Raw genomic sequence first — 18,249 nt, forward strand, 5'->3', positions numbered from 1 at the left:
TGACGGATCGGCCCCATGACGAAGATGTCATGGCGAATTCATGATGTTGCGCGGTGATGTTTAGAGTTGGGGTGAGAGTATAGGCGCAAGTAGTTGCTGCGGCCGGAGGGTAAACGTGACTGGAAACCTGTCCTACAGGCGCCGACCATGTTAGTCGGTAGCCTGGCTCTTTCTCATCGCTGTTTCGGGATCAGGCTGCTCGGCCCGTTGCGGTGAGGTGTCACAGGTGCGACTTTTGAGACTTTCCGGCGCGCCGTCGCATGGGGGCGCCCGTCCGACCACCCACCTCGCCGCGCGTCAGGGCTGCATCGCAGCCAGCACGGCGTGATATTGGCCGGCGGCGATCGGGCGTTCGAACTGGCAGCCGATCCGCCCGCCCAGAGCCCAGCGCACCGCGACGGGCATCTCGCCGACCAGCGGCAGCTGCACGCGAATCCATTCGCCGACGCTGACCGGCGCATCGCTGCGGATCATCAGGCCGCCCGGCGACAGATTGACGACGAGCACCGTGACCGTACGGCGATCGGCGAGCAGCACGCGGCCCCGGAAATGGACCTCGTCGCGGGGTTCGGCCCGCCCGTCGTACGTCTGGTTCAACGCTCCGAGCACATGCTGGCGCCTCATCACGATCTGCCCATTCAGACCGTTGTGGACGTTTACTAAAGACGCACCCTTTACAGAGACTTACCGCAGCACTCGGTTCGTCGCATCAGCCGGCGATCAGCAGCCCGTGGTTCTTCTTGCCGGCCGACAGGCGGACCGGCTCGGGCCCGACGGTGATCACCTGCGCCTCGTCAGTGATCTTGTCGGTGCCGAGTCGGGCGCCGCCGCCGGCAATCAGCCGTCGCGCCTCGCCCTTCGACTTGGCGAAGCCAAGCGCGATCAGCGCGTCGACGACGCCGATCGACCCGCCGGCGACGGTAACGGTCGGCAGGGCCCCGCCGCTCGTGCCTTCCTCGAAGGTGCGGCGCGCGGTCTCCGCCGCCTCCTCCGCGGCGGCGCGACCGCGGCACATGGCGGTCGCCTCGTTGGCGAGCACCTTCTTCGCCTCGTTGATCTCGGCGCCCGGCAAGGCCTCGAGCAGCGCGATCTCCTCGAGGGGCAGGTCGGTGAACAGCCGCAGGAAACGGCCGACGTCGCGATCGTCGGTGTTGCGCCAGAACTGCCAGTAATCGAAATGCGAGAGCTGGTCCTCGTGCAGCCAGACCGCGCCGGCCATCGTCTTGCCCATTTTGCCGCCGTCGGCGGTGGTGATCAGCGGCGTGGTGACGCCGAACACCTCGATCCCGTCCATCCGCCGGGCGAGCTCGATACCGTTGACGATATTGCCCCATTGGTCGCTGCCGCCCATCTGCAACCGGCAACCGTGGCGATGCGCCAGCTCGCGGAAGTCATAGGCCTGCAGGATCATGTAGTTGAATTCGAGGAAGCTGAGCGATTGCTCCCGGTCGAGGCGCAGCTTGACCGAATCGAAGCTGAGCATGCGGTTGACGCTGAAATGCTGGCCGACCTCGCGCAGGAAGGGGATATATTCCAGCCGGTCGAGCCATTCGGCATTGTCGAGCATCACCGCGTCGGTCGGCCCGTCACCGAAGGTCAGGAAGCGCTCGAAGATGCGCTTGATCGAGGCGACGTTGGCCTTGATGCCGTCCTCGCCGAGCAGCTTGCGCGCCTCGTCCTTGAAGCTCGGATCGCCGATCTTGCCGGTGCCGCCGCCCATCAGCACGATCGGCTTGTGCCCGGTCTGCTGCAGCCGGCGCAGCAACATGATCTGGACCAGGCTGCCGACGTGCAGCGACGGCGCGGTCGGGTCGAAGCCGATATAGCCCGGCACGACCCCCTTGGCGGCGAGCGCGTCGAGCGCATCGGCGTCGGTCAGCTGGTGGATGTAGCCGCGCGTCGAGAGCGTGTTGAGCAGGTCGGAAGCGTAGGTCATGCGCGCAGCCGTTACACAGCCGGTGCGGCCCCGTCACCTGTCGCGACGATCGCGCACGGCGGCGGCTAGCGCCGCGGCAGCTGGCTTTGCGGATCGACCGGAGTGCGCCCCTTGCGCAGCTCGAAATGCAGCTCCGGCCGCTCGGCATAGCCGGTGTCGCCCGACAGCGCGATGGTCTGGCCGCGCTTGACGCTCTGGCCGCGCTGGACGAGCAGCTTGCTGGCATGGCCGTAAACGCTGGTCCAGCCATCGCCGTGCTTGACGATGATCAGCCCGCCGAGCGCGGCGATGCCGTCGCCGGCATAAGCGACGACGCCATCGGCGGCGGCACGCACCGGCGTGCCGATCGGCACGGCGATCTTGATGCCGTCATTGCGCTCGCCGCTGCGGCCCGGACCGAAGCGGGTGACGACGGCGCCGTCGACCGGCCAGAGGAAGCCGCCGCGCGCAAGCTGCGCCGGGGCGGCGACGACGGCGGACGGCGGCAGGACGCGCCGCGGCGTCGCCACCGGCTTGGCGGCGGCCTGGCGCGGGGCGGGGGCGGGCTCGCCACCGGTCAGGATGTCGTCGATGTCGAGCTTGAAGGCGGCGGCGCGCTCGGCGGTGGAAGGCGCACGGCCGGGGTCGCCGGGGATCAGGATGCGCTGGCCGGCGGCGAGGATATAGGGTTCCTGCAGCGCATTGGCGGCGACGATCCGCGACCATTCGACGCCATAGGCGCGGGCGATGGCGATGCCGGTCTCGCCCTGGCGGACGAGGTGGTAGCGGCCGCCGGGGATGACCAGCTGCTCGCCGGCACGCACCGGAAAGGGCGGGGCGAGGCCATTCGCGCGCGCGATCGCCGCCGCACCCGCACCGGTGCGCTCGGCGATGCGGCGCAGCGAGTCGCCGGGGGCGACGGTGTAGCGCTGGTCCGCGATGACCTTGGCGTCCGGCGTCACCGGCCGCGCCTCCCACGCCGGGCGGGCGGTACGGGGCATGCTGACCGGCTGGTCGGACTGACGCGACGGCAGGTCGTTGTCGCGCTCGACGGGAGGAGGGCGGTCGTCGGCCGGATAGGCAGGTGGCGGTGCCGGCTGGTAGGGACCGGACGGTGGTGCGTCGACGCTCGGAATGCAGCCGGCGAGCGCCAGCGTCAGCGAGGCCAGACCGGCGACGCCCGACCGCCGCATCATGTCAGCGCCGCGGCTCGAGACGGTTGCGGCCGCCCAGATAGGGCTGGAGCACGGTCGGTACCGCGACCGACCCGTCCTCCTGCTGGTAATTTTCGATCACCGCGACCAAAGTCCGCCCGACGGCGAGGCCGGAGCCGTTGAGCGTATGGACGAACCGGTTCGCCTTCTCGCCCTCCGCCCGGTAGCGTGCGTTCATCCGCCGCGCCTGGAAGTCGGTGCAGGTCGAACAGCTCGAAATCTCGCGATAGCGCGCCTGGCCGGGCAGCCAGACGTCGAGGTCGTAGGTGCGCGCCGCGGAAAAGCCCATGTCGCCGGCGCACAGCAGCATGCGCCGATAGGGCAGTTCGAGCGCGTCGAGCACGCCCTCGGCACAGGCGGTCATCCGCTCGTGCTCGTCGTCCGACGCCTCGGGGGTGACGATCGACACCATCTCGACCTTGTCGAACTGATGCTGCCGGATGTAGCCGCGGGTGTCGCGCCCGGCGGCACCTGCCTCGGATCGGAAACAGGGGGTCAGCGCGGCGAAGCGCAGCGGCAGCTCCGCCTCGCTCAGGATCGCCTCGCGGACGATGTTGGTCAGCGACACCTCGGCGGTGGGGATCAGCCAGCGGCCATCGGTGGTGCGGAACAAATCCTCGGCGAATTTGGGGAGCTGACCGGTGCCGAACACCGCCTCGTCGCGGACGAGCAGCGGCGGCGCCACCTCCTCATAGCCATGGTCGCGGCTCAGCCGGTCGAGCATGAACTGGCCGAGCGCCCGCTGCAGCCGCGCCGCGTCGCCGCGGACCAACGTGAAGCGCGCGCCGGCGATCGCCACCCCCGTTTCGAAGTCGAGGCCGATCGCCGGGCCGATCGCATCATGCTCGCGTGCCGGGAAGGGGAAGTCGCGCGGCGTGCCGCGGCTGTGCACCAGCACATTGTCATGCTCGTCGGCGCCGGCGGGCACGTCGGCGGCCGGGCGGTTGGGCAGGGCGGCGAGCGCGGTGTCGAGAGCTGCCGCGGCGTCCGCCTCGCGCACCTCCAAACCGGGCAGGGCGTCCTTGAGCGCGGCGACCTCGGCCATCAGCGCCTGCGCCCTGGCCTCGTCCTTCTGTGCCTTGGCTTGGCCGATGCCCTTCGACAGTTCGTTGCGGCGGGTCTGCGCGTCCTGCGCCGCGGCGATCGCGGCACGGCGCGCGTCGTCGAGCGCGACGAGTTGGTCGGCCTGCGGGGCGGCGCCGCGGCGGGCGAGATCGGCATCGAAGGCGGCGGGGGCTTCGCGAATGGCGCGGATGTCGTGCATGATGGCGACGGCTATGGCCGCGCCTCCTTTGCCGCGCAAGCCGGCAACCGTGCCCGGTCACCGGCGTTACCCTGTCGGTTCAACGATCAGGAGATGAGAGATGCAGGTCCCGCACAACGCCTTCGTGCTGGTCGCGGACGGGCGCAAGGCGCTGTTCTTCCGCAACGAAGGCGACAGCGATTATCCCAACCTCCAGGTCGAACATGCCGAGGAACATGCCAATCCGGCGGATCGCGACCAGAAGACCGACGCGGCCGGCGGTGCCAGTTCGACGCAGAGCGGCGCCGACGCGCCGGCGGTGGCGCAGGGCGGATCGAACCACGCCAGCGGCGGCGGTGCGCAGTTTGCCCCGTCGCGCGGGTCGATGGGCGAGACCGACTTCCACCAGCAGGAGGAGGATCGCTTCGCCGCCGAGACGGCCGAGATGCTGAAGAAGCGGGCGCTGTCGAACGCCTTTGAGACTCTGATCATCGTCGCGCCGCCCAAGACGCTGGGCGAGCTGCGTAAGCATTACCATAAGGAGGTCAGCAACCGCCTCGCCGGCGAGCTGGCCAAGGATCTGACCGGCCATACGGTCGCGGACATCGAACAGGCGCTGCATAACGCCTGACACGGCGTCATTAGGATAAACGAAGGGGCCGCCGGACTATCGTCCGCGACCCCTTCGCCCCCTCGAAACGATTCCGCTCAGGCAGCGGCGGGCTTGGCCAGCTTGCGGCGCGCGACCAGGGCCGCGGCGGCGGCACCGAACAACAGCACCATCGGCGGCGCCGGCACCGGGGCGGGCGGGCCGCCCGACGAGCCCGGCGGGCCCGGCGGCGGGCCGTGGTGGCCGCTCGACGTCCAGCCGCCGTTCGACGACCAGCCGCCGCTGGTGCTCCAGCCCTTCGAACTCGAACCGTAATTGTTCTGACCCTGACCCTGGCCCTGACCCTGGCCCTGGTTCTGGCCCTGGTTCTGGTTCTGGTTCTGTCCCTGATTCTGGCTTTGCTCGTTGTTATTGGTGTTGGTGTTCTGATTGTTGTTGGTGCTGGTGTTCTGATTGTTGTTGGTGCTCGTGTTCTGATTGCTGTTGTTATTGTTGTTGGTGCTGGTGTTCGAATTGTTGTTGCTGTTGTCGATGCCGATATCGACATTGGCACCGCCAGTCGAACTGGAGCTCGACGTCGAGCTGGACACGTTCCCCGAGGACGAACTCGACACGTTGCCCGACGATGACGAGCTGCTCGAACTGCTGCTGGAGGTCGAACCGCCGCTGGAGGTCGAGGAGATGACGACGCTGCCGCTCGATCCCGACGAGCTGCCCCCGCCGAAGAAGCCGCCGCCGAAGAAGCCGCCCCCACCGCCGCCCCAGCCGCCGCTGCCGCCGACCACCACGGGGACGCCGCCACCGCCGCCGCTGACGAAGCCCTCACCGCGCGGCAGGGGCAGCGGCACCGGCGCCGCCTGGCTGGCGACGGTGACCACAGCAGGGGCGCAGCTCGCCGTTGTGGTGGTGACGATGCGGCGACGGACAGCGCCGCGGTGCATCGCGACTTGGCGCCGCACCACGCGCTTGGCGACCGGATGTTTGACGTAGGTCAGTTTGCTCGGACGTTCCGCGACATGCACCGCGCCGCCACCGATCAGCGCCCCGCCGCATGCGCAGGCGCATAATTTTGCCAAGGCCATTCGCACGGACATGTCATTCTCTTTCGCTGCCGGCGCTGGAGCACCGTCCGTCCCGTCGTGACGATCGCTCGCCCATGCAGCAGCAAGTGCAAATCAAAGGTTTAAGTGCAAGTTCGTTAACCACCTTAGTGCGTGTCGAGACGGGATTCGCGCAGGCCCGCCAGCGGGTTAACGCGTTAATGTGCCAAGGCGAGACATCGTCGGCGTCGGCGGATTGACGTCGCGACGGCCGGAAGCGCGGAGCGTAATCGCCTTGCGCCGCGCCAATCAGCACGATTTGCAATTAAATGTCGCGAAATGGCAGCAATCGGCAACTCTGCTCGCTTGTGGCCGAGGCCCGGCATGATTATAGGCGCGATCACCATTGGGGGCGGTCCCTGGGCACTCGGGGCCGGAGGGAGAGTGGTATGGTAGCGCAATTGCATCGCGTACACGACGATACGGCCAACCCATTGCCGGCAAACGATGCCGAGGACGGCTATCGGCCAAGCGCCGATGAGCCGTTCATGAGTCTGCGTCAGCAGGCCTATTTTCGCGCCAAGCTGATCCGCTGGAAGGAAGCGATCCTGCAGGACGCGGCCGGCACGCTCAATCAACTGCAGATCGACTCGCTGCGCGAGCCTGATCTGACCGATCGTGCGTCGAGCGAGACGGACTGGTCGATCGAGCTGCGCACCCGCGACCGCCAGCGCAAGCTGATCGCGAAGATCGATGCGGCGTTGCGCCGGATCGAGGAAGGCGAATACGGCTATTGCGAGGTGACCGGTGAGCCGATCAGCCTCGGCCGGCTGGAAGCCCGTCCGATCGCAACGATGACGCTGGAGGCGCAGGAGCGTCACGAGCGCAGCGAGAAAGTGTCACGCGAAGATTGAGCGGCGAATTGCCCCCGATCGGCGATCACGCGCCCTCGGCCGCCGATCTCGCGAATCGTCGGGGCCTTCCGCGCGAGCCGGTTGCGTTGTCTGCTGCGGTGCGGTTCGAAGGCGACTCTCATCCCCATGACGTTTTGGTCCGCAATCTATCGGCCGATGGCGCGATGATCCTGTGCCCCCGGGTCATGGAGATCGGCACGACGCTCACTCTGTCGCTGCCCGCGGTCGGCGAGGTGGCGGGTACCGTCGCCTGGTGCGCGGAACAGCGGATCGGCGTGGCATTCGCGGAACCGATCGATCCGTCTCAAGCTAGCGGCTGACCGATCGGACGGTGAAAGCCCCTCCCGCAGCGGGGGAGGGGCACAACGGTCAGAGCTTCGACAGCTCTTCCTTAAGGCGCAGCTTCTGGCGCTTGAGGTCGGTCAGGATCGCCGCGTCGGGCATCGGGCGGTGGACTTCATCGGCGATGCGGCGATCGAGCGCGGCGTGCTTCGTTTCCAGAGCCTGTTGATGCGCGGTATGCATATCGGTGTACCTTCTGAATGCATCGTTGGGGGACGCAGTAAACCACTGTGGCGGCCAAATGTCCTCCCCTGATTCGGCCGAACGCGACGACCGGCGGCGACGATGCGGTGACCCGTCGGCGGCTGCAGGAGCGATGCGTATGCTTGCTGGCGGATGGTCCCGACCGTAGAGAAGAGGGGCAAGGGGGCATCATGGACGACGCGCAGATCATCGCCAGGCTGGACCTTCTCCGCACCGAGCATCGCGATCTCGACGCGGCCATTGCCGCGCTGGCGACGACGGCAACGCCGGATCAGCTGCAAATCGCGCGACTGAAGAAGCGCAAGCTGCGGCTGAAGGACCAGATCAGTGCCTTGGAAGACGAATTGATCCCGGACATTATCGCGTGACGGCGACCCGGATCGGTACAGATGGGGCCATCTTGATGCTGGGACGGAATGCCGGCCTATGCCACCGGTGACCGTATGACGATCCGTCGCCGCGAATCACCGATCCACACCCGCTTGCTCGACACGCTCTATACGGAGGCGATGCTGCTCGCCGACGAGGCGCGCGGTTATTTCGACGAAGACGGCCGTGCCGAGCGCGACGCGCTCGATCCCCTGGTCCGGGTCGGCTTCTCGTGCGAATCGCTGAAGGTGACGACCCGTCTGATGCACGTCATCGCCTGGCTGCTGACCCAGCGCGCGGTTGACGCGGGCGAGATGCGCGAGCGGGATGCGCTCGATCCGGCACGGCGGCTGGGCCATGCGCCGCAGTTCGACGCCGACCTGTTGCAAGCGCTGCCGCCGCGTGCCCGCTCGCTGGTCGCGGCCAGCGCCGATCTCCACCGCCGCGTCGGCCTGCTCGATGCGGCACAGGATATGATGGCGGCGCCGAGCCCGGTGCATGGCCTGCACGACCGGCTGGCGCAGGCGTTCTGACTAGAGCGCGCCCGGCCCGATCATCGATCAGCGACGAAGCCGATCGTGGGCGGCGCGATATTCGTCGCTGAGTCGCGCGACGAGATCGGCGGCCGGCATCACGTGATCGACGACGCCGATGCCCTGACCGGCGCCCCAGATGTCGCGCCAGGCCTTGGCCTTGCTGCCATTGCCGCCGCCGAAGTCCATCGTCTTGAGGTCGCCTTCGGGCAGATGGTCGGGATCGAGTCCCGCTGCCTCGATCGACGCACGCAGATAATTGCCGTGCACGCCGGTGAACAGGTTGGAATAGACGATGTCCGCCGCCCGCGCCGCGACCACCGCATCCTTATAGGCGGGAGCGGCATTGGCCTCGTCGGTCGCGATGAAGGGCGAGCCGATATAGGCAAGGTCGGCACCCATCGCCTGCGCGGCGAGGATCGCGCCGCCGGTGGCGATCGATCCGGACAGGGCGAGCGGGCCATCGAACCACTGGCGGATCTCCTGCACGATCGCGAAGGGCGACAGCCGGCCGGCATGACCGCCGGCGCCGGCCGCCACGGCGATCAGGCCATCTGCGCCCTTTTCCACCGCCTTGCGCGCAAACCGGTCGTCGATGACGTCGTGCAGCGTGACGCCCCCCCAGCCGTGCACCGCGGTGTTGAGATCCTCCCGCGCGCCGAGCGAGGTGATGACGATCGGCACCTGCCATTTGGCGCAGGTGGCGAGATCCGCTTCGAGCCGGTCGTTGGACTTATGGACGATCTGGTTGACCGCAAAGGGGGCCGCCGGCGCGTCGGGATGGTCACGATTGTAGGCGGCCAGTTCCTCGGTGATCCGATGCAGCCATTCGTCGAGCAGCGTCTGCGGCCGCGCATTGAGCGCCGGAAACGAGCCCACGATCCCCGCCTTGCACTGCGCGATCACCAGGTCCGGGTTGGAGATGATGAACAGCGGCGAGCCGATGACGGGCAGGCGCAGGCGATCGAGCGGGGCGGGCAGGGTCATGATCGGTTTTCTAGCGCAACGGATCACCCTGTCCAGCGCACGATGGCCGTGCCGAGCGCTTGCGAGGCGCCGGCAAAGGTGTAGGAACACGCTCATACACTGACTGAGGATGTCCGTCGCTCATGAAGCTCTCCGTCTCGAAGCTCTCCTTTGCTGCTGCACTCGCCTTTTCGGTCTCGGCCCCCGCCCTGGCGGCGGGTTCGCTGCCCAAGACGGTGGTGCCCGTGCTCTACGACATCACCGTCACCCCCGACGCGCAGGCAATGACCTTCTCCGGCAGCGAGACGGTGACGGTCGACGTCAAGAGCGCGACGCGGACCATCGTGCTCAACGCCGCCAATCTGACGATCACCAACGCCACCGTCGATGGCAAGCCGGCGACCTATGCGCTCAACCCGGAAGCGCAGCAGCTGACGCTGACGCTGCCCGCGGCGGCGGGCGTTGGCCGCCATCAGGTCGCGCTGCGCTGGACCGGGACGATCAATCAGTCGGCCTCCGGCCTGTTCGCGATCGACTATACCAATCAGGACGGGTCCAAGGCGCGGATGCTCGCGACCCAGTTCGAGGCGCCGGACGCGCGCCGCTTCGCGCCGATGTGGGACGAGCCCGCGTTCAAGGCGAAGTTCCGGTTGAAGGCGGTCGCGCCCAAGGGGCAGCTCGCCTTTTCCAATATGCCGGCGACCAACATCGCCAGCCAGGCAGACGGCAAGCAATTGTACAGTTTCGCCGAGACGCCGGTCATGTCGAGCTATCTGCTGTTCCTCGGCATGGGCGATCTCGAGCGCAAGACGGTCAAGGCCGGCAACGTCGAGATCGGCGTGATCTCGCGCCGCGGCGTCGTCGATCAGGGCGATTACGCTTTGGCGTCCGCCAAGCGCCTGCTGACCTATTACAACGATTATTTCGGCACGCCCTATCCGCTGCCCAAGCTCGACATGATCGCCGGTCCGGGATCGAGCCAGTTCTTCAGCGCGATGGAGAATTGGGGCGCGATCTTCTATTTCGAGCCGGAGCTGCTGTTCGATCCCAAGCGGGCGACGGAAAGCGGCCGCCAGCGCATCTTCACCGTCGTCGCGCACGAGATGGCGCACCAGTGGTTCGGCGACCTCGTCACCATGGCCTGGTGGGACGATCTGTGGCTGAACGAGGGCTTCGCGTCGTGGATGGAGGGCAAGGCCTCCAACGACCTCAATCCGTCGTGGAATGCGGGTGCGGAAGAGGTCGCCGGCGCCCGTGAGGCCGCGATGGGCATCGACGCGACGGCGGCGACGCATCCGATCATTCGCAAGGTCGAGACGGTCGACCAGCTGGCCGAGGCCTTCGACGGCATCACCTACTCGAAGGGGCAGGCGGTGATCGGCATGCTCGAATCGACGCTCGGTCCCGACGCCTTCCGCAGCGGTATCCGCCGCTACATGGCGAAGTACAAATACGGCAACACGGTCACCGACCAGCTGTGGGAGGAGCTTTCGGCGGCGTCGGGCACGCCGATCGCCGGCATCGCGCATGACTTCACCTTGCAGGGCGGCGTGCCGCTGGTCAGCCTGACCAATGCGCGCTGCGTCAACGGCACCACCAGCGCGACGCTGGCGCAGGGGCGTTTCGGTCTCGACCAGCCGTCCAAGACGCCGCAGACCTGGCACGTGCCGCTCGTTGCGGGGACGGTCGGCGGGGGCGAGACCCGCGCCGTGGTCACCGGGCCGGCGACGACGATCACCGTGCCGGGCTGCGGGACGCTGATCCTCGACAAGGGCAAGGGCAGCTACACGCGGGTTCTCTACGATCAGGCCGGCCACGACGCGATCGTGCGCGACTATACCAAACTGTCGCTGCGCGACCGGCTGGGCACGCTGGGCGACGATTATGCGCTCGCCGCCGGCGGCTATCAGGACCTGTCGCGCTTCTTCGACGTGATGGGGCAGGTGACGCCGGCCGCCGATCCGATGGAGCTGGAGGTGGTCGCCGGTCGGCTCGGCAGCCTCAGCGGGCTGTTCGCCAACACGCCGCTCGAACAGCCGCTGCGCGAGCGCACGGTCAAGGTGCTGGGACCGGTGCTGCAGCGGGTCGGCTTCGCCGCCAAGCCGGGCGAAGCGGCACCGATCTCCAACCTGCGCGAAACGCTGGTCGGGCGGTTGGGCGCCAACGGCGATCCGGAAGTGACGGCACAGGCGCGGCGCTACGTCGCGCAACTGGCGACCGATCCGACGGCGATCCCGCCCGCGATCCGCAGCCCGATCCTGTCGACCTTCGCAATCAACGCGACGCCGGGGGAATGGGACCAGCTGCTCAAGCTGACCATGGCGGAGACCAACCCGGTGGCGAAGAATCGCTACGTCGGGCTGCTTGGCTATACCCGCGACACGGCGGTCGCTCAGCGGGCGCTGGAACTGCTGCGCAGCAATCAATTGACCACGCCACAGAAGGCCTCGCTGCTGCGCAGCGTTTCGGCCTTCCACCCCGACATGGCGTTCGACTGGGCGGTGGCGAACCGTGACCTGGTCAACGGCTTCGTCGAGGAAAGCCAGCGTGCCGGCTATATCGTCGCGCTCGGCGGGGGATCGAACGACCCGGCGATGCCCGGCAAGATCCAGGCCTATGCCGACCAATATATTCCGGAAGCCTCGCGCGGCGGCGTCAAGCGGACCTTGTCGAGCATCGCCGTCCGCAAGGCGGCGGCCGATCGCCTGCGTCCGGCGGTGGCACGCTGGCTGGGGCAGTGAGGCCGGTGCGCAAGCGCGAGTCTTGACAGAATTGACGCCTGGACGGTGATTCTCCGCTCCCGACGGCAGCCGGTCGCGGAGGCGGTTGAACGGTGAGAAAGAGCGTCGGTGAGCCTAGGCACACCGACGCTCTGTAGGACAGTGGTTTCTTCGACCTTCCCGCCGGCGGTGGTGGCAGCGTGTCGGCGCCGACGGAGCGGGGTTCCACGCGACGTCGCGTTTGCTAAGCCCGCTCCGCCGGCCCGTTCCCCGTAAGCGAGAGAATATTCAGCCTAATTGAACCTCGCTCGAGGGTGCTGCGCGCGGGCAGGCGTTATCGCGCCGGCAGCCCCGTTACGCGCGCCATGCCGTCGTCGCCGAACGACACCAGCCAGTTGCTGCCATCCTCGCAGGTCGCAGCCCATGCGGGCAGGCCGTTGACACCCTGCGGCTGGCGGCGGGTACCGGCCACGCCCTGACATTGGTGGCCGGCATCGCGGATCGCGCGCAGCATCACACCCTGGCGCTGACCTTCCGACAGTGCGCCGACCTTGGCGGCGAAGCCACCCGGCTTGGGGGCTGCGGCAGCGGCTTGATTGCCGGCGGGTGCCGGCTCCGTCGAGTTGCAGGCGCTTGCGAGTAGCGCCAGCGCCATCGGCGCCAAGAGTCCGATCGTCCGGTTCGTCATCATCGTGCCTCCCTTTGCATACGATGCAACAACGCCTGTCCGAGCCAAAGGCCGCGTGTCGCCCCGCGGCGCTGACCCGCGCGCATGACACTATAGTGTCCGATTTATGAAGGCGACTGTCGCGTAACGGTAGCCCAACTGACACGGACGGCTGCCACAGCGCTGAGGAAGATGTGACACGAATTGTGACGTGTGAAGGAGCATCTTCTTGTCAGTACAGATGAACACCGCCGGCGTCGCCAAGGCCTATGATCGTTGGGCGCCGGTCTACGACCTCGTCTTCGGCCCGGTGTTTCGCCAGGGCCGCGCCGCGGCAATCCGGGCGGCGGAAGGCGTCGGCAGGCGCATCCTGGAGGTCGGCGTCGGCACCGGCATCTCGCTGCCCGGCTATTCGGCGGATAGCCGCATTGTCGGCGTCGACATTTCCGAGGACATGCTGGGCAAGGCGCGTGATCGGGTCCGCCGCCTGAAGCTCGACAATGTCGAGGCGATCGAGGTCGGCGATGCCGAGGCGCTCCATTATCCGGACAACGCCTTCGACTGCGTGGTCGCGCAATATGTCGTGTCCGCGGTGCCGCACCCGGAGCGGGCGCTCGACGAATTCGCCCGTGTCTGCCGCCCCGGTGGGGAGATCGTCGTCACCACCCGCGTCAGCGCCAGCGGCGGGATGCGCGGCAAAATCGAAAAGGGGCTGATGCCGATCACCAGCCGGCTCGGCTTCCGCACCGACTTTCCGTTTTCGCTCTATGAGGATTGGGCGGCGGGGCGTGCCGACGTGACGCTGATCGAGGCGCGGCCGATCCCGCCGCTCGGTCACTTCTCGCTCGTCCGTTTCGCCAAGACCGCCTCGGTACAGGATCAGGTGCAATGACCAATTTCCGCGCGCAGCTCGCCGAACAGCGGTGGGACGATCATCGCTATTATCATCACAGCCTGGTCAACCAGAGCCTTCACTTCGTCAGCGCCTGCACGTTCCTGACGGCCTATGCCTTGCTGTTCGTCGACACCGCGGTGGCGAGCCTGCTCGCCTGGGGAGTGGCGATGACGAGCCGCCAGGCGGGGCATTTCTTCTTCGAGCCCAAGGGCTACGACCATAAAAACGACGCGAGCCACGAACATAAGGAAGAGATCAAGGTCGGCTACAATCTGGCGCGCAAGGTCGTGCTGATGAGCCTGTGGGCGGCGATCCCGGTGGCGCTGTTCCTGGCGCCGACGCTGGGCGGGCTGCTGGCCGCGCCGGACGGGTGGCAGACGACGCTGCGCCGCGTCGGGACCGCCTGGCTGTTCCTCGGCGCGGGAGCCATCGTCTTCCGCTCGGTGCAGCTGTTCTTCCAGCGCGACATCGAGACCGGGCTGGTCTGGGCGACGAAGATCGTCACCGACCCGTTCAACGATTTCAAGATGTACAAGAGTGCGCCCGGCCGATTGCTGCGCGGCGAGCGGTTCGACGACCCCGACGCGGTCGCACACGGCTGACGCGTCGGCATCGTGGCGGAGCGGGAGGGGCGGCGCCGCGGCCGCCCCTTCTCGTGTCAGCGGCGGCCCAGCCGCACGGCGATCGATTCGCGCAGCAGCCGCCGCCGCACCAGTTTGTTGGTGATGCCCTCGGGATGCCAGAACCAGCCATCCGCCTGCATCGCCCGTACCGCGACGACGAAACGTTCGACGATCTCCGCGAACAGCGTGTCGTCGATGTCGAGGCTGAAGATCAGCCGCCCGGTGCCGACCCAGCTCAGTGCCAGCCCCTCGGCGCGGAGGTAATATTGCAGCATCCAATTATAGGCCGATGGCGCGTCGTAGAGGACGGTCCAGATCGTCTGGAGATTGGCGACCCGCACCGGCAACTTCTCCGCGGCGAGCGCGGCGTTGAGCCGGGCCGCGCGGTCGTGCCAGCGTTCGTCCAGACCGTCGTACAGCGCCTGCCCCTCGGGCGTGTCGAGGTACCGCAGGAAGGCGTTCATCGCGCCCATGACATAGGGATGGGCGTTGAACGTGCCGCGCGCGAAGCAGATGTCGACGGGGCGATCGTCGCGCCAGCGCTTCATCAGCGCGGCGCGGCCGGCGAGCACACCGACCGGCAGGCCGCCGCCGAGCGTCTTGCCATAGGTGACGAGATCCGGCGTGACCCCGAAATATTCCGCGGCACCGCCACGCGCGAGGCGGAAGCCGACGAACACCTCGTCGAGGATCAGCACGATGCCGTTGCCGCGGCACACCTCCGCCAGCCGGCGCAGCCAGGCGCCATAGGCCTCGCGATCCGCCGCCGCCGTGCGGCCGCCGTCGACCAGCTGGCCGTCGGATGGCGCGGCGCCATTGGGGTGCATCGCCTGCAGGGGGTTGACCAGCACGCAGGCGATGTCCTTGCGGCTGGCGAGCACGCGCAACGTCTGCTCCGACTGATCCGCGAGCGTCAGCGTGCCGTCGGCGGGAACGGGGTTGCCGATCCCCGGCTGCACGTCGCCCCACCAGCCGTGATAGGCGCCGGCGAAGCGGACGATGCGGCGACGGCGGGTGTGATAGCGGGCGAGCCGCACCGCCTGCATCACCGCCTCCGTACCGGACATATGGAACGAGACCTCGTCCATGCCGGATATCGCGCAAATGCGGGCGACATTGTCGGCCGTCACCGGGTGCAGCCCGCCGAGCACCGGACCCAATTGCTCGACCAGCGCCGCGCCCTCCCGGATCATCCGCTTGTACGCCTCATAACCGAGCAGGTTGACGCCGTAGGAGCCGGTCAGGTCGATCAGCCGGTTGTCGTCGAGATCGTAGACGCATGGCCCCTCGGAACGGGCGAGGAAGGCACCGGTGCCAAGCGTCTCGCGCACGCGGCGGCTGAACTGGAAGGGCACGCGATAGACGCCGGTGAACTGCAGGTCGGACAGGCCGTCGCGGGCTTCGCGGGTAAGGGCGAGCGTCCTGGCGAAGCGCTCCGCGTACAGGGCGCCGAGGCGCTCGAAGCCGGCGTGGCGGCGGCTGGCGATCTCCTCGGGCGCGTCGTCGGCGCGGAAGAAGCGATCGGGGCCGTATTCGTAAAAGGGGATCAGGCCGGCGATACGCTTGGCCATGCGGACATGGCCGCCGAGCGAGCGATGCTTGGCGCGCGACAGCGCGAGACGCTGGCGGCCCTTGGTGGCGGCGAGCAGACCGGCGCCCGCGGCGATCGGATAGAGGAGGAGCGACATGACCGCGCTTGAGCGCATCCGGGTGACGTCACGATGACAGCCCCGAAGGGCCTGATGCGGCTGCTGTTACAGGAGGACATTAATTTCCTGCTCACCAACCGCCTGCCGCGGCGATTCGCCACCCGGATGGTCGGGCGGATCGCTGCGGTCGAGCATCCGCTGGTGGCGCGGCCGGCGCTGGCGCTGTGGCGCTTTTTCGGCGGGGTCGATCTGTCGGATGCGGCGACGACACGCTTCCGCTCACTGCGCGATGGCTTCACGCGGGCGCTGCGGCCGGGCGCGCGGGCCTTCGATCCCGATCCGGCGACGATCGCCTCGCCCTGCGATGCGATCGTCGGTGCGCATGGGCGGATCGACGGCGATCGCCTGTATCAGGTCAAGGGCTTCCCCTACCGGCTCGGCGAGTTGATCCCCGATGCCGCGGTGGCGGACAGGTTCCGCGACGGCAGCTTCGTGACGCTGCGGCTGACCGCGGGCATGTACCACCGCTTCCACGCGCCGCACGATCTGACCGTGGAGGGCGTGACCTATCTTTCGGGCGACTGCTGGAACGTCAATCCGATCGCGCTCAAGCGGGTCGAACGGCTGTTCTGCCGCAACGAGCGGGCAGTGATCGAGGCGCGGTTGGCGGACGGCACGCCGCTGCTGCTGGTGCCGGTTGCGGCGATCCTGGTGGCGAGCATCCGGCTGTCCTTCCTCGACACCGAGCGATCGTTGCGGGACGTCGGCTCGGCGCGGGTGGCCTGTGACGCGCGCCTCAGCAAGGGCGACGAAATGGGCTGGTTCGAACATGGTTCGACCATCGTCGTGTTCCTGCCGGCCGGCGTCGGGCTGGCGCCGGGTCTGGTCGAGGGGCAGGCGATCCGGGCCGGCAAGGCGCTGGCGTCGCGCTAGCCGTTGCGCTCGCGGCGCAGCTGGTTCCAATAGTCGAGCCGTTCCTGCAGGCGCTTCTCGAAGCCGCGACCGCTCGGCGCGTAGAAGGTCTGCGGCGGCAATTCGGCCGGCCAGTAATTGGCGCCCGAGAAGCCGTCCGGCGCGTCATGATCATAGGCGTAATCGGCGCCATAGCCGATCTGCTTCATCAGCTTGGTCGGTGCGTTGAGGATATTGTCCGGCGGCATCAGCGATCCCGTCTCCTTCGCCGTCCGCCACGCCTTCTTCTGCGCCATATAGGCGGCGTTCGATTTGGGCGCGGTGGCGAGATAGAGGCAGGCCTGGGCGATCGCCAGCTCGCCGTCCGGCGAGCCGAGGAAGTCGTAGGTGTCCTTGGCGGCGATACACTGGACCAGCGCCTGCGGATCGGCGAGGCCGATGTCCTCGACCGCGGCACGGGTCAGGCGGCGGAGCACGTAGAGCGGCTCCTCGCCGGCGGTCAGCATGCGGGCGAGATAGTAGAGCGCCGCCTGCGGATCGGAGCCGCGGATCGATTTGTGGAGCGCGCTGATCAGATTGTAATGCCCCTCACGGTCCTTGTCGTAGACCGCCACGCGCCGCTGCAGGAAGGCGGACAGGCCGGCGGGATCGAGCGGCGCGGACAGGTCGACGGAGAACAGGGTTTCCGCCTGGTTGAGCAGGAAGCGGCCGTCGCCGTCGGCCTGCGCGACCATCGCCGCGCGCGCCTCCTGGGTCAGCGGCAAGGGGCGGCCCTCCAGCGCCTCGGCGCGGTCGAGCAGCTTGCCGAGCGCCTCGGCACCCAGACGGTGGAGGATCAGCACCTGCGCCCGGCTGAGCACCGCGGCATTGAGCTCGAACGACGGATTTTCCGTGGTCGCGCCGACCAGGGTGACGGTGCCGTCCTCGACATAGGGCAGGAAACCATCCTGCTGCGCGCGATTGAAGCGGTGGATCTCGTCGACGAACAGCAACGTGCGCCGGCCGAGGCGGGCGTGGTCGCGGGCCTCGGCAAAGGCCTTCTTGAGGTCGGCGACACCCGAGAAGACGGCGGAGATGGCGACGAAGCGCAAGGACACGGCGTCGGCGAGCAGGCGCGCGATGGTGGTCTTGCCGGTGCCCGGCGGACCCCAGAGGATCATCGACGACAGCCGCCCGGCGGCGACCATCCGCCCGATCGCGCCGTCGGGGCCGGTGAGATGCTCCTGCCCGACGACCTCGTCGAGCCGCTGCGGGCGCAGCCGGTCGGCAAGCGGGGCATCGGCCGCGGCCGGGGCGGGGGTCGGCTCCGGTTCGAGGCCGGTGAGCAGGTCTGCCATGGTGCCGAGATAGGGTGTGGCGGCGACGCCGTCACCTGGGCTGGCAGCCGGAAGTTCTCGAAAGTCGCGCGTATACGCCATGGTCCCAGCATAATG

Annotated in this window: 19 protein-coding genes; 9 read left to right on the plus strand and 10 right to left on the minus strand. The window is 68.0% G+C overall.

What is annotated here, in order from left to right:
• Positions 1-297: 297 nt before the first annotated feature.
• From ACU5AX_RS01060 to serS, 4 genes are all read right to left on the minus strand, one after another.
• Positions 298-624 carry a PilZ domain-containing protein gene (locus tag ACU5AX_RS01060; protein ID WP_446689308.1) on the minus strand — a complete coding sequence of 109 codons (327 nt, stop codon included), beginning with the start codon at positions 622-624 and terminating at the stop codon, positions 298-300.
• 85 nt (positions 625-709) lie between these two features.
• The gene (gene tyrS, locus ACU5AX_RS01065) at positions 710-1,936 is read right to left on the minus strand and encodes a tyrosine--tRNA ligase (RefSeq protein WP_446689309.1); all 1,227 of its coding nucleotides are present in this window, start codon (positions 1,934-1,936) and stop codon (positions 710-712) included.
• Positions 1,937-2,001: 65 nt separating this feature from the next.
• On the minus strand, positions 2,002-3,111 hold the full coding sequence (locus ACU5AX_RS01070) for a peptidoglycan DD-metalloendopeptidase family protein (protein ID WP_446689310.1): 1,110 nt from the start codon (positions 3,109-3,111) through the stop codon (positions 2,002-2,004).
• A 1-nt stretch (position 3,112) separates the two neighbouring features.
• Positions 3,113-4,393: a serine--tRNA ligase gene (serS, locus tag ACU5AX_RS01075; protein ID WP_446689311.1), complete on the minus strand. Its 1,281-nt coding sequence runs from the start codon at positions 4,391-4,393 to the stop codon at positions 3,113-3,115.
• A 100-nt stretch (positions 4,394-4,493) separates the two neighbouring features.
• Here serS and ACU5AX_RS01080 point away from each other — a divergent pair, with 100 nt between their 5' ends.
• The gene (locus ACU5AX_RS01080; protein WP_446689312.1) at positions 4,494-5,003 is read left to right on the plus strand and encodes a host attachment family protein; all 510 of its coding nucleotides are present in this window, start codon (positions 4,494-4,496) and stop codon (positions 5,001-5,003) included.
• A 77-nt stretch (positions 5,004-5,080) separates the two neighbouring features.
• On the opposite strand, the gene ACU5AX_RS01085 is transcribed toward ACU5AX_RS01080, so the two are convergent.
• Entirely contained in the window at positions 5,081-6,076 is a 996-nt protein-coding gene (locus ACU5AX_RS01085; RefSeq protein WP_446689313.1) for a hypothetical protein, read from the minus strand.
• A 395-nt stretch (positions 6,077-6,471) separates the two neighbouring features.
• Here ACU5AX_RS01085 and dksA point away from each other — a divergent pair, with 395 nt between their 5' ends.
• Both dksA and ACU5AX_RS01095 read left to right on the plus strand, forming a co-directional pair.
• Positions 6,472-6,936, plus strand: coding sequence for an RNA polymerase-binding protein DksA (gene dksA / locus ACU5AX_RS01090; protein ID WP_198353124.1), 465 nt, complete (start codon positions 6,472-6,474; stop codon positions 6,934-6,936).
• Complete coding sequence (locus ACU5AX_RS01095) at positions 6,933-7,256, plus strand: PilZ domain-containing protein (RefSeq protein WP_446689314.1); 324 nt, start codon at positions 6,933-6,935, stop codon at positions 7,254-7,256. The genes dksA and ACU5AX_RS01095 overlap by 4 nt, the downstream gene beginning before the upstream one ends.
• Positions 7,257-7,305: 49 nt before the next feature.
• On the opposite strand, the gene ACU5AX_RS01100 is transcribed toward ACU5AX_RS01095, so the two are convergent.
• The gene (locus tag ACU5AX_RS01100) at positions 7,306-7,461 is read right to left on the minus strand and encodes a YdcH family protein (RefSeq protein WP_198353122.1); all 156 of its coding nucleotides are present in this window, start codon (positions 7,459-7,461) and stop codon (positions 7,306-7,308) included.
• A gap of 191 nt (positions 7,462-7,652) precedes the next feature.
• On the opposite strand from ACU5AX_RS01100, the gene ACU5AX_RS01105 reads away from it, so the two are divergent.
• Positions 7,653-7,850 (plus strand): DUF465 domain-containing protein, encoded by a 198-nt coding sequence (locus tag ACU5AX_RS01105; RefSeq protein WP_198353121.1) that lies wholly within the window; start codon positions 7,653-7,655, stop codon positions 7,848-7,850.
• 75 nt (positions 7,851-7,925) lie between these two features.
• A complete protein-coding gene (locus ACU5AX_RS01110; protein WP_232473849.1) occupies positions 7,926-8,384 on the plus strand; it encodes a DUF1465 family protein in 459 nt (152 codons plus the stop codon).
• 27 nt (positions 8,385-8,411) lie between these two features.
• Here the strand turns inward: ACU5AX_RS01110 and ACU5AX_RS01115 are convergent, their stop codons facing one another.
• On the minus strand, positions 8,412-9,371 hold the full coding sequence (locus ACU5AX_RS01115; protein WP_446689315.1) for an NAD(P)H-dependent flavin oxidoreductase: 960 nt from the start codon (positions 9,369-9,371) through the stop codon (positions 8,412-8,414).
• A gap of 122 nt (positions 9,372-9,493) precedes the next feature.
• On the opposite strand from ACU5AX_RS01115, the gene ACU5AX_RS01120 reads away from it, so the two are divergent.
• Positions 9,494-12,091, plus strand: coding sequence for a M1 family metallopeptidase (locus tag ACU5AX_RS01120; protein WP_446689316.1), 2,598 nt, complete (start codon positions 9,494-9,496; stop codon positions 12,089-12,091).
• A gap of 313 nt (positions 12,092-12,404) precedes the next feature.
• On the opposite strand, the gene ACU5AX_RS01125 is transcribed toward ACU5AX_RS01120, so the two are convergent.
• A complete protein-coding gene (locus ACU5AX_RS01125) occupies positions 12,405-12,761 on the minus strand; it encodes a hypothetical protein (RefSeq protein WP_446689317.1) in 357 nt (118 codons plus the stop codon).
• 205 nt (positions 12,762-12,966) lie between these two features.
• Between ACU5AX_RS01125 and ACU5AX_RS01130 the strand changes: the two genes are divergently transcribed.
• Both ACU5AX_RS01130 and ACU5AX_RS01135 read left to right on the plus strand, forming a co-directional pair.
• The gene (locus tag ACU5AX_RS01130) at positions 12,967-13,629 is read left to right on the plus strand and encodes a class I SAM-dependent methyltransferase (RefSeq protein WP_446689318.1); all 663 of its coding nucleotides are present in this window, start codon (positions 12,967-12,969) and stop codon (positions 13,627-13,629) included.
• Positions 13,626-14,234 carry a hypothetical protein gene (locus ACU5AX_RS01135; RefSeq protein ID WP_198353115.1) on the plus strand — a complete coding sequence of 203 codons (609 nt, stop codon included), beginning with the start codon at positions 13,626-13,628 and terminating at the stop codon, positions 14,232-14,234. The genes ACU5AX_RS01130 and ACU5AX_RS01135 overlap by 4 nt, the downstream gene beginning before the upstream one ends.
• A gap of 56 nt (positions 14,235-14,290) precedes the next feature.
• On the opposite strand, the gene ACU5AX_RS01140 is transcribed toward ACU5AX_RS01135, so the two are convergent.
• Positions 14,291-15,943, minus strand: a complete 1,653-nt coding sequence (locus tag ACU5AX_RS01140) for an aminotransferase class III-fold pyridoxal phosphate-dependent enzyme (protein WP_446689319.1) — start codon at positions 15,941-15,943, stop codon at positions 14,291-14,293.
• A 33-nt stretch (positions 15,944-15,976) separates the two neighbouring features.
• Here ACU5AX_RS01140 and asd point away from each other — a divergent pair, with 33 nt between their 5' ends.
• Positions 15,977-16,837 (plus strand): archaetidylserine decarboxylase, encoded by an 861-nt coding sequence (asd, locus tag ACU5AX_RS01145; RefSeq protein ID WP_446689320.1) that lies wholly within the window; start codon positions 15,977-15,979, stop codon positions 16,835-16,837.
• Here the strand turns inward: asd and ACU5AX_RS01150 are convergent.
• The gene (locus ACU5AX_RS01150) at positions 16,834-18,153 is read right to left on the minus strand and encodes a replication-associated recombination protein A (RefSeq protein ID WP_446689321.1); all 1,320 of its coding nucleotides are present in this window, start codon (positions 18,151-18,153) and stop codon (positions 16,834-16,836) included. The two genes, asd and ACU5AX_RS01150, sit on opposite strands and share 4 nt — an antisense overlap.
• Positions 18,154-18,249: the final 96 nt, after the last annotated feature.

It is taken from the genome of Sphingomonas benefaciens, assembly GCF_052907485.1.